Below are 13185 nucleotides of genomic sequence, written 5' to 3' on the forward strand. Positions count from 1 at the left end.
GGCTTTGGTATCTGGGAATCCGGACTTGCTGCTTTGCGGCCGGATTCGTGGCGTGCCCCATGATGATTGCGGCGCCGCTTCCTGCCTTCTCTCAAGCGCTCGTGCCGTCCGGACAGGCGCCGGATTCGACACCGCCGCCGCCAGCCGCTCCCGCCGTCGCGCCGCCACCCCCGTCTCCTGCATCGCCACCTTCACCTGCGCCACCACCCGCGCCGGTACACAATCCGGGCTTCGTGGAAGAACTCGGCAAGATGCTGAAGGATTCGGCCTCACAGCTCTCATCGGGATGGAAGGGCTCTCAGAAGACGCTGGAAGACCTCAACGCCAAGACCAAGGACGCAACGGAAAGCCTGACGCGGGTGCAGTCGGTCACGACTGGCCGGGCTGCTTGCCCGATGACGGCCAATGGAGCGCCTGATTGCAACGTCGCCGCGGAGCAATTGTGCAAGGGCAAGGGGTTCAAGAGCGGCAAAAGCCTCGATATCGAGACCTCCGAAAAATGCTCGGCGAAGGTTTACCTGTCGGGGCGAACCGGCGCGCCGGGCGAGTGCCGCACCGAAAATTATGTAACGCGAGCGGTCTGCCAATAAGGGCATTGACCGGCGTGCTGCTTATTTTGCGCTGCATCATGAATGATGGGGATGGGCGGTATCGCTTTTGCAATACTTCCTAAACCGCATTGGTATAGACATACAGTAATTGAGTGAGTCTGCGCCTGTGCCGGGTGCCGGACTCTCGTGGGCTATCCGCTCGCGGTAATCCGGTTTCCTGACGCTCTCCACGCGAAGAACCTCGCGGTGGAATTTTTGATAATTTAGACCGCAGGTCATGACAAGAATTGTACAGGACGACATGGACTTCGACTCCGCGAAAGAGATCGCGGACAGGGCCATGGATCATATGATCCGCGAGAACGTCCCGCTGACTCCGAACAATTTCACCGTCTGGTTCAATTATTGCCTCGGCACGCCGCCGGATCTGAAACGGACGATCGACATCCTGGTCGGCAACAAGCGCAAGTTCGACAGCTTCGTCTGCGACGATCTGCGTTCGATGTATATCGCGACGCCGGGCGTCAACGCGCCTGCGGCCCAGAATATTTCCGAGCAGCTCGCTCTCGTGATGTCGCAGGCGCAGCAGTATCTGGCGACCGCCATCACCGACAACCGCGATCATATCCGCGAAATAGACGGGGTTGCCACACAGGCGGATCAGGGAATCAACCCGCGTTCGCTGATCGAGAGTCTGATGGGCGCATTGTCGAGCGCCGCGAGCCGCGCCTCGGTTCTCGAATCCAATTTCACCGAAGCCTCGCAGGAGCTCGACACCATCCGCACCTCGCTGCGCGATGCGGAGGAGCGCGCCAAGACCGACACGCTGACGGCGCTGCCGAACCGCCGGGCGCTCGAGGAGTTCTTCCGCATGGCGCAGATGCGGGCCATGGAGGTGGAGGACCCGCTCAGCCTCCTGATGCTCGACATCGACCATTTCAAGAAGTTCAACGACACTTACGGCCACAGCGTCGGCGATCAGGTGATCCGGCTGATTGCGAGCGTGTTGCGCGAGCGGGTGCGGGAGAACGATCTGCCGGCGCGCTATGGCGGCGAGGAATTGATCGCGGTGCTGCCCGGTGCCGACCTTGCGACCTGCCACGAGGTCGCCGAGCGGATTCGGGCGACTGTCGCGGGTTGCCATCTCACCCGCCGTTCGACGGGGGAATCGCTGCCGGACATTTCGGTCTCGATCGGGGTGGCGCAATTCCGACCCGGCGAATCGATGGCGACACTGATCGAGCGCTGTGACCGAGCGCTGTACAAGGCCAAGGCGGAAGGCCGTAATCGTGTCGTCTCTGAGGACGATCTCACCGACGCCGACTGCGCGGCGTAAGCGAGCCTCAATAGTCCCGTGGTGGCTTGCGGCGATGCCGGCGCGGTTTCGTCGGCTCGGTATACATCGGATTGATGTTGCAGTAAGCGACGCGGCCTGACGCCGAGGCCGCACACTGGGCATACGTGTCAAAGGCGCAGTCGCTTGCAGTATCGTTGTGTTCGTAGAGGCAATAGCGATAGTTGCGGGCCTGCGCCGGAAGCGCGCTCCAGATCAAGCCTGCCAGCGCAGACGCCAGAATGGCAGCCATTGAAATGCGCATGTGATCCTCCTTAGTTGGTCGGCAATCCAAGTCTGGCTGCGGAAAGAGGTTCCTGAAGATGCGGCCAGCAAGAAATGCGGACATGCCGTTTGTATCGAAGGATGAGCCGCATATCAGCATGCTCATACTTTGGTTGGAGCATTTCTCCAAAGCCGCTTGCGCCTTGTAAAATACAGGTTTGAGGCGCTGTCATATTGTCGCACCTCGAACATTCTTCCCGCAAGGTGGAATCTCTGACGACGTGTGGGGCGCATCTGGCGAACTCCCGGAGGAGCGAGCCTTTGGCGAAATCATCTTCAGTCCCGTTGCTCTCCAACACTAAAATTCTGATCGAAATTCTTGCAGTCATTGTCCCGATGGCGAGTGCCGCGGCGGCTTGAGCAGGCGCGACATGAGATCAACAAACACCGATATGTCGCGGATAAGTGCGGTGCCGGTCGCGCTGTGAAGGCTGAAAGATGCAGTACGTGCGGAGGCCGAGACATGGACGAAAAGAACATCGGCCCATCCTGAATGCGACGATTGTCATGATGGATATCGTCGCTGTCATTCCGGACAACAAGGCGATCGTTTCTTCAGCGATCACCCGTCATGTCATTATCGCGTGCGTATAGTTCTGCGTGCGGGGAGAAAAGCAAAATTTACGGATCGATAAAATATATCGTGTAGATCGTTTTAAAAAAATAATAGCCGAAAATATATCGTCTCTGTCACAAAAGAGCCAATCTGGATTCAGCATGTCCTTTTTATCCCGCTTCCGAATTCTGCCGAAAATTCTTTCGGTCATCCTTCTCCTCTCGACAATCGCCTGCGGTTTGGCGGCCCTCGGCATCAGCGCGCTGAAGTCCTTGAACGACGCGACTGACCGGATGGAGTCTGGCGCGGCGCGTGCGATGCTGGCCCAGCAGCTGGCGGTGAATCTGATCACGATGAATCGGGCTGAATTCCAGATGTCCACGGATCCGCGCCCGGATAACATCAAGGCTGCGCATCGGGCCATCGAGGCGGAGACGAAGCTTTTCGAGGAGCGCCTGCAAGCATTCAGCAAGCGCAGTGCCGGATCGACCCGTCATCATGTCGCAGTGCTCGAAACCGGATGGACTAAATATCGCGAAGAGCTGGAAGGGACGTATCGGGCTGCCGCTGCCGTCACCGATTTCCGGATGACCGAGCAACTGGAGCAACTGCGCAACGAGGCGATCCAGAGCACCAAGGTCGCCAATGAACTGCGCGCGTCGTTGCGGGAGATTTCCGAAACGCTCCAGAATGATGTCACGCGAGAAACCGAGGCGGCGGCCGAGGAGTACAACCGGACCTCGAATTTGCTGATGATCGTCGCGGGCATCGGCATCGTCATGGGGTTGATGATCGGATTCTTGATCGGACAATATGGAATTGCATTGCCGATCCGCCGGACCGTTGCATTGTTGCAGAAACTCGCGAGCGGGGACTACCAGGTCGAGGTGGCGGGGGCCGATCGCAAGGATGAGGTTGGCGACATTGCCCAGACCGCGATGGTGTTCAAGGACAATGGTCTCGCCAAGATTCGACTGGAGGCGGAGCAGCGTGAAGCCACCGAGCGCGCTGCGGCACAGCGCAAGGCGGACATGGTCCAGCTTGCCGATCAGTTCGAGCGTTCCGTCGGGGCTATCGTTGATCAGGTCGCATCTGCCGCCACCGAGATGCAGGCAACCGCGAGCCAGTTGACGGCTTCCGCACAAGAAACATCGGCGCAATCGAACTCGGTGTCTTCCGCCGCGGATCTGGCTGCGGCAAACGTAACATCGGTCGCGGGGTCGGCTGAGGAGCTTGGCGCATCGGTGGTGGAAATCGGCCGGCAGACGGAGCAATCGTCCCAGATGACCCGGTCCGCCGTCGGCGAGATCGAAGCGGCCGCAACGACGGTCAACGAGCTCAGCCAGGCGGCGGCGCGTATCGACAGCATCGCCGATATAATCTCGACCATCGCAAGCCAGACCAATCTGCTGGCGCTTAACGCGACCATCGAGGCGGCGCGCGCCGGTGAGGCGGGACGCGGGTTCGCCGTGGTGGCGAGCGAGGTCAAGGAATTGGCGACGCAAACCGCCAAGGCGACGGCCGAGATCAGCACGCAACTGGCGGGCATCCAGAACACGACCGGCAACGTGGTGCAGGCGATCCAGCGCGTCACGCATACGGTGCGCGAGATCGACAATGCAACGTCCGCAATCTCCGCGGCGGTGGAGCAGCAGGGCGCGGCGACGCGCGAGATCGTGCAGGCAGTCAATCAGGCATCGGTCGGTACCGGCGAAGTGACGTCCAATATCGCCGGTGTCGCGTCGGCGGCGGAGCAGACAGGCATTGCGGCGAATCAGGTGCAAGGCGCCTCGGCCGATCTCGCGAAGCAGTCTGAGCAGCTTCGCTATCAGATGGATGCGTTCCTCACGAACGTCCGCGCGGCGTAGTTGACCGCCTTTCGCGCACGCGCGATGAACGCTTCAAGCGAGTGGAAAAGGCCGGGTTAAGCCCGGCCTTTTTGGATTGGCGGCTGAGGAATGGCGGGGCTGGCGTCCGGCAGTTGCCGTTGAGCGAAAACGGTCGCTTCAGGCCGGGAAGTTCGCGCGCATCCGCGACCAGCGGCAGATCTGCACGACCGCAGTCTTTATATAAGCTATTGATATATATAGATAATAATGATGTTTCTCGATGAGAGAGAAACGGCGCCGAACGGGCTGTTGGTGCCCCTGGCCGGAATCGAACCAGCACTCCTTGCGGAACTCGATTTTGAGTCGAGCGCGTCTACCAGTTCCGCCACAGGGGCGCTTGCAGCACGGGTCAGGCGCGGCGAGCGGGGCGGACTATAGCCAGCGGCGTCGGCGGGTCAACCGGCTGTGATCCTGCCTCTCTCGACACCCGCCGGAGGGCGCGCTAGGAGCGGGCGAACCCGGAGGCCGCCTTGACCGACGTTGTTTTTTCATCCGATCGACCGGCGCGGTCGCGCGCTTTCCGGATGGCGCTGGCGATCTGCGTGATTGCATTCGCCACCATCGCGGGGGCCTGGTTCTTCCAGCTTGTGCTCGGCATTCAGCCATGCCCGATGTGTCTTGAGCAGCGATACGCCTACTACATCGGGATTCCGTTGGCCGCCGTACTGGCCCTGGTGGCCGCTCGCGAGGGGTCCCGCTCCCTGCTCGTGGCTGGATTTGCGGTGCTGTTCTGCGTGACGGTGTTCAACAGCGCCTTCGGCGCCTATCACGCCGGGGTCGAATGGGGCTTCTGGCCGGGCCCGACCGAATGTACCGGGTCGGCCGTCGATTTCGGCAATCCGGGCAATCTGCTGGAAAATCTCAAGACCGCCAAGGTCGTGCGTTGCGACGAGGTGCAGTGGTCTTTCCTCGGCCTGTCGCTGGCGGGCTACAACGCGTTGATCTCGGCCCTGATGGCGGCGTTGGCGGGATGGGGCCTGCTTGGTTTGGGCCGCCGCACGACATAAAGGCTTTTCCTGCGCGCAATGAAAAAGCCGGCGGTCAGACCGCCGGCTCAAGTTTCAGGGCAGGTGAGGTACGTCTACGCACGCAACAAAAAACTACTTCTTGGTCGCATCGTGCTTGCACTTGGAGCGAAACTTATGGCGCTCCTTGCCGTGCAGCCCCTTCGCGTCGGCCTGCTTGGAGCAGTCGAGCGAGGCGGCGGAGCGCGGCTTCTCGGCCTTGGCGGCGGGCGCGGGCGCCGTTGGAGCCTGGGCGAGAGCTGGCCCTGCCAGCAGGCTGACGACGAATACGGCGCCGATGGCGCGAGACAGGAATGTCATGGTTGGACCCTCAAGTTCAGGTCCACACCCTGTCTTCCGGCGGATGAACTGTTCATGAATGGCCAGGGCGGCCGACATCGGAAGACGATATTTTGATCACGCTTTCGTTCATCCGTTGAAACCCTCCGGCGCTGCGCTAGGATCGGGTCCTCTTCATCTCAGGAGGCAGGCAATGGGTTTTCAGTCAAAATTGCTTTTTGCTGCGGCTATGGCGGGCTTGATGGCCGTCGTTGCGGCAAGTCCGGCAAGCGCGCTGTCGATGACGGAGTGCAGCGCCAAATATAAGTCAGCGAAGGCCGACGGCTCGCTCGGCGGCCAGAGCTGGAAGGATTTCCGCAAGGCCCAATGCGGTGCGGAGGCTGCGGCTGCTCCGGCTGCGGCGCCTGCGCCAGCACCGGCCACGGCGGCAGCAAAACCCGCCGCCAAGCCTGCGATCAAGCCAGCGGCCGCTCCTGCGGCGACGGCGTCCGGCCCGGCTGTTTTCCCGAACGCAGTTGCGCCGAAATATGCGTCCGAGAGCGCGGGCAAGGCTCGCATGCACACCTGCGTGGATCAGTACAACGCCAACAAAGCCTCCAATGCCAATGGCGGCCTGAAGTGGATTCAAAAAGGCGGCGGCTATTACAGCGAATGCACCAAGCGCCTGAAGGGCGGCTAGTCCTGTCCGCTATGGAACGCTCCAGCAAGATATGACGGTCATCGCGGCGGACGGCTGGGCGCAGGCCCGCCACCGCCGCGATGCTCATATTATGCATCGTGTCATGGTTATGTATCGTGTCACGAGATGCCGCTGTGACGGCCGTCTCTTGCCTGCGCTCCCGCGCCTTGCGAGACGCATCAGCTAAAGTCGCCGGCATTCTTGGTATACAAAATATCAGAAGTTAACCTACATCATGCGTCAAGCATTCCGGCATTAACGCTGGACAGTTGAATCGCGATTTTATTTTCTGCGTGTGGTAATCGGTGACCGTGACGTTGCCTCAGGACAACGGTCAGGTTCAGGTGAATGACGATAACTGCATCGGCCCCGCGAAGCCGGCTGAACTTTGGATTTTCAACATTTCACGGTAGCCGCCGCGTTTTTGCGGCGCTTGCCGTTTTTATTGTGATCGGTGCGATTGCCGTCTGGGAAATCGCATCGGCGATGTCGTCGCGCGCCCTGCGCGAAATCGAGGCTGCGGGCTTTCAGCGGATCGAGCTTTATGCGAGCACGGTCTCGAACGCGCTGGCGACCTATGCCTATCTTCCGTCGGTGCTTGCGCGCGACAGCGACATCGCCGCCGCCGTGAGAAGCGATGATGCGTCGCGTGTGGCAGCCGCAAACGCCAAGCTGAAACTGACGAATGAAAATGCGCGCAGTGCCGCGATCTATGTGATGGACACCACGGGGCTGACCCGCGCATCCAGTAATTTCGACAGTCAGCTGTCGTTTGTCGGAAAAAACTATTCGTACCGGCCCTATTTCATCCAGGCGATGCAGGGACAGTCGGGACATTTCTACGGCGTGGGCACGACCACGAATCTCGCCGGCTACTTCATATCCAGCCCGATTTACGCGGACGGCACGATCGTCGGCGTCGTGGTCGTCAAGATCGACCTCGAGCCGTTGCAGGCCGAATGGGCGAGCGGCGGCGAACGCCTGTTCGTCATGGACCGGAACAAGGTCGTGATCCTGTCGAGCTATCTCGGCTGGAAGTACGGGATGCTGCACGCGCTCGGACCGGGCATCGCCGAGGAATTGAAGGAAACGCAGGAGTACGGCAACGCTAATCTGCATGCTCTGGCGTTCAAGAGACTCGGCAGTCTGGCCACGCATTCCTCGGTGGTGGATTTCGAGAAGCACCGCTATCTGATGCAGACCCGCGATTTCGGTGACGACGGCTGGACCATCGGCTATCTGAGCGACATCGCGCCGGTGAACGCCAAATGGCGCGAGGTCATGATCTCGAGTGGCGCGGTCCTCGCGCTTCTCGTGCTGATCTGGTTGTTCTTCTGGCAAAGGCGTCTGCGCCTGCATGCCGAATTGAACGCCCGCAAGGCGGTTTCCGAGGCGTTGCGGGTGGCGCACGATCAGCTTGAGCAGAAGGTGCGGGAGCGAACGCTCGATCTGGAGGCGGAGATATCGGAGCGCGAAAAGGCCGAACTCGAATTGCGCGCGACGCAGGAGGAATTGATTCACGCGGGCAAGATGGCGGCGTTGGGGCAGATGTCTGCGGCCATCGCCCATGAGATCAACCAGCCGCTTGCCGCGATCCAGACCTATTCGGCGAGCACCCGCCTTCTATATGAGAAAGGCGACAAGCAGGGCGTCAGCACCAATCTGGACATGATCGGCAGCCTGACGAAGCGCCTTGCCGGCATCACCGGCCATTTGCGGACCTTCTCGCACAAGTCGGCGATGAAGCGCGACCCGGTGTCGCTGGAATATTGTGTCGAGCGGGCATTGGCGCTGCTGCAAACGACGATCGACCATGCGGAGATCGAGATCGATCGCACGGTGCCCGGCGATGCGGTGGTCTGCGGCAATGAAATTCGCCTCGAACAGGTGCTCGTCAACCTGATCCGGAATGCGATCGACGCGATGCGGGAGCAGCCCGTGCGGAAGCTGACGCTTCAGGCGACCCGCGACCGGGATTTCTGGATCCTGAAAGTCGGCGACACCGGCTCGGGTATCAAGAAAGAGAATCTTTCAAAACTGTTCGAGCCGTTTTTCTCCACCAAGAACGCGGGCGTGGGATTGGGGCTCGGGCTGTCGCTGTCCTATACGATCATCCGCGGATTCGGCGGAACGGTAACGTGCGAGAACAATCCCGATGGCGGCGCTTCGTTCTATGTGAAGCTGCCGATCTTCAAAGATGCCGGTGACCATGCCTGAGACCAATCAAGTCATTTTCGTCGATGATGAAGCCGCCATGCGCGAATCCATGAAGCAATGGCTGGCGCTCGCCGATATCAACGCCACCATCCTTTCATCGGCGGAAGATGCGCGCGCCATCATCGACCGGCAATTTTCCGGAGTCGTGCTCACGGACGTTCAGTTGAAGAAGATGAGCGGGCTCGATCTGCTTCAGGAATGTCTTGCGATCGATCGCGATATCCCGGTGGTGCTGCTGACCGGCCACGGCGACGTGGCGATGGCGGTCGATGCGATGAAGCAGGGCGCTTACGACTTTCTTGAAAAGCCGTTCGATCCGGATCGGCTGATCGGCACGGTGCGGCGGGCCTGCGAGATGCGCCAGCTCGTGCTGGAGAACAGGCGCCTGCGGCTGGACGCGACATTCGGCAACCGGATCGAACGGCGGCTGGTGGGTATCTCGCCGGCAATCCGCCAGCTTCGCGCCGATATCCTCGAACTTGCCGCGACGCCGCTCAATGTCGTCATTCGCGGCGAAACCGGCACGGGCAAGGAGCTTGTCGCCAGATGTTTGCATGAGTTCGGGCCGCGAAGCGAACATCCCTTCGTGGCGGTGAACTGCGGCGCTATTCCCGAGACCATGTTCGAGAGCGAGTTCTTCGGTCACGAGCAGGGCGCTTTCACCGGCGCGGTCGGCAAGCGGATCGGCCGGCTGGAATACGCGCACAAGGGCACGCTGTTTCTCGACGAGATCGAAAGCATGCCGCCTGCGTTGCAGGTCAAGGTGCTGCGCGCGTTTCAGGAAAAGGCCTTCGAGCGGCTCGGCTCGCACAAATCGATCCCGTTCGACGCGCGGATCGTGGTTGCGGCAAAGGTCGATCTGTCCGAGGCGGTGAAGGAAGGCAATTTCCGGGAAGATCTCTATTACCGGCTCAACGTCTCCGAACTGACGATCCCGCCGCTGCGCGCGCGGCTACAGGACATTGGCCTTCTGTTCGAGCATTTCGTCGCCGAAACCGCGGCTGCGCAAAACCGCAAAAGCCGGGAGATCACCGCCGTCGATCTCACCAGTCTGCTGAGCCATACGTGGCCCGGCAACGTGCGCGAACTGAAGAACGTCGCCGAACGCTTCGCGCTCGGGCTGAGCGTCGGGGGCAAGCCCGCGGGCGCGGTGGTTGCGGGCGGACAGGCGCTGCCGCAGTCGCTCGCCAATCTGGTCGCCGACTTCGAGCGCGGCGTCATCGAAAAAGCGTTGCTCGCAAGCGAGGGTAATGTCGCGAAAGTCCTCGAAATGCTCGATATCCCGCGCCGTACGCTGAACGAGAAGATGACGCGCTACGCGATCGAGCGGAAGGATTATTGCCGTCCGTGACGCGGGCGGCGGAATTTGGCTCATCGATGTGTTTTGCTCGGCGATAATCTGCCGATATCCGCGGGCGATTTCGTGCCCGCTTCATCCTCCTTCTGAAATGACTGTATTTTTTGTGTTGGCATCGTTCTTGCGATCCTGATGGCAAAGGGCGGCAAACGCTCTGGCGTCTGGGAGGGCGCCGCCGTTGCGGACTTGAGCCGGCAACTTTTCTTTCCTTCCAAAACGATCACGCCACGCCGGTCCACCGGCGGGAAGACTCTGTCCTGTGAGGAGACGTCTATCATGAAGTTTCGTGCTGTCATTCTCTCCATCGCCATGGCCGTGGGCATTCAGTCCGCGCATGCCGAGGATGTTGTCCGTCTGGGCAATCTAAAGTTCGCTCACTATGGAGCCGTCTCCTACATGAAGGAGATTGCGCCGGAGTTCGGTCTGAAGGTCGAGGAGCGGATTTTCGCCAAGGGTCTCGACATCATACCGGCAATTCTCGCCGGTGAGATCGATGTCGCCGCGAGTGCTCTGGACGCCGCGATTGCCGGGCGGTCCGGCGGCGCGCCGATCTATGTCGTTGCCGGATTTGCAAAGGGCGGCGTGCGTATCGTCGCCTCGAAAGCGAGCGGCATTCATTCGATCACCGATTTCAAGGGCAAGAAGATCGGCGTGGCTCGCGGCGGCGCTCAGGAGCTTCTGCTTCTGGCGGAGTTGTCGAAGGCCGGCCTGACCTGGTCGGACAAGCCCGGCAAGGACGTGCAGATCTACTATCTCGCCTTCGCCGATCTCAATCAGGCGCTGATCGGCGGTCAGATCGATGCGATCTGTCAGTCCGAGCCGCAGGCCGCCCAGGTCATCAACAAGGGTGCGGGCGTCGAGATTCTGAAGCCGTATGACACCGAGATGGGCGAGCCGATCCGCGCGCTCGTCATGACCGAGAAAATGTACAAGGAGCGCCCCGAGGTTGCGAAGCGCTTCATGCAGTTGTTCGTGAAGGCGACCCAGACCTTCAAGAACGATCCGGCTCTGGCCGAGAAGTATGTCCGCACCAGCCTGTTCAAGGGTCAATTGAGTGAGCAGGACTACAAGGATGCGATGTCGAACGCGTCGTTCTCCTACGACATCGACCTGCGTCACGTTCAGGTCACGACCGATATGATGCAGAAGTTCGGTGTCGGCCGCATGGCGGTGCCTCCGAAGGCTGCCGACTGGACCAAACTCGATCTGCTGAAGGCCGCGAAGGCCGATCTGAAGATCAACTGAGAGGCGTGTGATGTCCAAGCGCACTCTAACAGAGAAAGGTGGTCGCCTGTTTCGGGCGACCATCATTCCCATCACGGTTCTCGTGGTGTGGCAGGCCTTTTCATCGGCTCATATTCTCAGCCCGATCATCCTGCCGGGCCCGCTTGCAGTGATCCAGAAGTGGTGGGCCTACCTGCTGCCGCCGCTGCCCCGCAATCCGTTGACGGATAGCTGGCTGTCATGGGCGCTGTCGGGCGAGTTGCCGCTCGATGCTTTTGCGAGTTTCCAGCGCGTCGTCGTCGGATTTCTCATCGGCGCCGGTCTTGCCTTGCCGCTCGGCCTCCTGATGGGCGCGAACGACAAGATCTATCGGCTGTTCAATCCGCTGATCGAAGTGCTGCGTCCGATCCCGCCGATCGCCTACATTCCCTTGGCGATCCTGTGGTTCGGCCTCGGCAATCCGCCGGCTTATTTTCTCATCAGCATCGGGGCGTTCTTCCCCGTGCTGCTGAACACCATCGCCGGCGTGCGCCATGTGGACGGCATCTATATCCGCGCCGCGCGCAATCTCGGCGTCAGCCAGTACCAGATGTTCGTGCGGGTGATCCTGCCTGCGGCTACGCCGTACATCCTGTCAGGCGCGCGCATCGGCATGGGCACGGCGTTCATCGTCGTGATCGTCGCGGAGATGATCGCGGTCAACAGCGGGCTTGGTTTCCGCATTCTGGAAGCGCGCGAGTATTTCTGGTCCGACAAGATCATCGCCGGAATGTTCACGATCGGCTTTCTCGGCCTGGCCATCGACACCGTGATGACTCGTATCAACAATCATCTTCTGCGTTGGCATAGAGGCATCGATGCGTGAAGCAGTGCGTAAGGACAATGTCATGATCATGGATACGCCGATTCTTCCCGGACGCCAGCGGGAGGACACCCAGATCAAGGTTGCGGGCGTCCAGAAGCGCTTCGGTACGGCTGATGACACCGTGACGGCGCTCAAGGACATCAATCTCGAAATCAGCGATGGCGAGTTCGTCTGCCTGCTGGGGCCGTCCGGCTGCGGCAAGTCCACTTTGCTGAACGCGATTGCGGGATTTTCGTCTCCGACGGAGGGGCGGATCACCGTCGAGGGCAGGGATGTCGTGGCGCCGGGGCCCGACCGCGGCATGGTGTTTCAGGAATACGCGCTGTTCCCCTGGATGACCGTGCGCCAGAACATCGCGTTCGGTCTTGAAATCCAGAAGCGGTCGCTGGCTGAAATCGACGAGCGCACTGAGACGCTGATGCACAAGCTGAAGCTGCAGGATTTCAGGGATCGCTTTCCGAAGGACTTGTCAGGCGGCATGCGTCAGCGCGTGGCGATTGCCCGCGTCCTGGCGTTGAATTCGCCGATCATGCTGATGGACGAACCGTTCGGCGCGCTCGATGCACTGACGCGGCGCTCCCTGCAGGACGAACTGCTGCGGATCTGGGCCGAGCTGAAGAAGACCATCATCTTCGTCACCCACAGCATCGACGAGTCGATCTACCTCGCCGACCGCATCATCGTCATGACCTATCGCCCCGGCACCGTGAAGGCGGATGTCCGTGTCGAGATCGAGCGGCCGCGCGATTCGACGCGGACCGAGTTCAACGACCTGAAGAAGTACCTCACGTCGCTGGTCATGAAGGAGCAGGAGCGGTTTGCGGAGGACGAAGGCAAGCTTGCCGGGCTTCGCGGCTAGATGATCTGAGGGGCGACATGGGCATTCGCGGTCGGATCAGCGTCGGCTAAAGAAATCGCCCGGCCC

12 protein-coding genes and 1 tRNA gene are annotated in these 13185 nt (G+C 60.6%); 10 read left to right on the plus strand and 3 right to left on the minus strand.

The features are described from left to right. The first annotated feature begins 59 nt into the window (after positions 1-59). The gene (locus AFIC_RS03165) at positions 60-590 is read left to right on the plus strand and encodes a hypothetical protein (RefSeq protein ID WP_275247732.1); all 531 of its coding nucleotides are present in this window, start codon (positions 60-62) and stop codon (positions 588-590) included. 262 nt (positions 591-852) lie between these two features. After that, positions 853-1887, plus strand: a complete 1035-nt coding sequence (locus tag AFIC_RS03170; RefSeq protein ID WP_275248624.1) for a GGDEF domain-containing protein — start codon at positions 853-855, stop codon at positions 1885-1887. A gap of 7 nt (positions 1888-1894) precedes the next feature. Here AFIC_RS03170 and AFIC_RS03175 read toward each other — a convergent pair whose 3' ends face one another. Then, the gene (locus AFIC_RS03175) at positions 1895-2149 is read right to left on the minus strand and encodes a DUF3551 domain-containing protein (protein WP_275247733.1); all 255 of its coding nucleotides are present in this window, start codon (positions 2147-2149) and stop codon (positions 1895-1897) included. 737 nt (positions 2150-2886) lie between these two features. On the opposite strand from AFIC_RS03175, the gene AFIC_RS03180 reads away from it, so the two are divergent. Then, complete coding sequence (locus AFIC_RS03180) at positions 2887-4593, plus strand: methyl-accepting chemotaxis protein (RefSeq protein ID WP_275247734.1); 1707 nt, start codon at positions 2887-2889, stop codon at positions 4591-4593. A gap of 271 nt (positions 4594-4864) precedes the next feature. On the opposite strand, the gene AFIC_RS03185 is transcribed toward AFIC_RS03180, so the two are convergent. Further along, positions 4865-4949, minus strand: a tRNA-Leu gene (locus AFIC_RS03185). A 189-nt stretch (positions 4950-5138) separates the two neighbouring features. On the opposite strand from AFIC_RS03185, the gene AFIC_RS03190 reads away from it, so the two are divergent. Next, a complete protein-coding gene (locus tag AFIC_RS03190) occupies positions 5139-5621 on the plus strand; it encodes a disulfide bond formation protein B (protein WP_275248625.1) in 483 nt (160 codons plus the stop codon). A gap of 93 nt (positions 5622-5714) precedes the next feature. Here the strand turns inward: AFIC_RS03190 and AFIC_RS03195 are convergent, their stop codons facing one another. Next, positions 5715-5939 carry a PsiF family protein gene (locus AFIC_RS03195; RefSeq protein ID WP_275247735.1) on the minus strand — a complete coding sequence of 75 codons (225 nt, stop codon included), beginning with the start codon at positions 5937-5939 and terminating at the stop codon, positions 5715-5717. Between the two features lie 172 nt (positions 5940-6111). Between AFIC_RS03195 and AFIC_RS03200 the strand changes: the two genes are divergently transcribed. The 6 genes from AFIC_RS03200 to AFIC_RS03225 all read left to right on the plus strand — a co-directional run bounded on the left by AFIC_RS03200 (position 6112) and on the right by AFIC_RS03225 (position 13119). After that, a complete protein-coding gene (locus tag AFIC_RS03200; RefSeq protein ID WP_275247736.1) occupies positions 6112-6597 on the plus strand; it encodes a hypothetical protein in 486 nt (161 codons plus the stop codon). 486 nt (positions 6598-7083) lie between these two features. After that, positions 7084-8814, plus strand: a complete 1731-nt coding sequence (locus tag AFIC_RS03205) for a sensor histidine kinase (protein WP_275247737.1) — start codon at positions 7084-7086, stop codon at positions 8812-8814. Next, on the plus strand, positions 8807-10165 hold the full coding sequence (locus AFIC_RS03210; RefSeq protein WP_275247738.1) for a sigma-54-dependent transcriptional regulator: 1359 nt from the start codon (positions 8807-8809) through the stop codon (positions 10163-10165). The genes AFIC_RS03205 and AFIC_RS03210 overlap by 8 nt, the downstream gene beginning before the upstream one ends. 282 nt (positions 10166-10447) lie before the next feature. After that, a complete protein-coding gene (locus AFIC_RS03215; protein ID WP_275247739.1) occupies positions 10448-11416 on the plus strand; it encodes an ABC transporter substrate-binding protein in 969 nt (322 codons plus the stop codon). 10 nt (positions 11417-11426) lie between these two features. Then, complete coding sequence (locus AFIC_RS03220) at positions 11427-12260, plus strand: ABC transporter permease (RefSeq protein WP_275247740.1); 834 nt, start codon at positions 11427-11429, stop codon at positions 12258-12260. Between the two features lie 22 nt (positions 12261-12282). Beyond that, entirely contained in the window at positions 12283-13119 is an 837-nt protein-coding gene (locus tag AFIC_RS03225; RefSeq protein ID WP_420833379.1) for an ABC transporter ATP-binding protein, read from the plus strand. Positions 13120-13185 lie beyond the last annotated feature (66 nt).

Origin of the sequence: [Pseudomonas] carboxydohydrogena, from assembly GCF_029030725.1 — a bacterium.
GTDB classification, from domain to species: Bacteria; Pseudomonadota; Alphaproteobacteria; order Rhizobiales; family Xanthobacteraceae; genus Afipia; species Afipia carboxydohydrogena.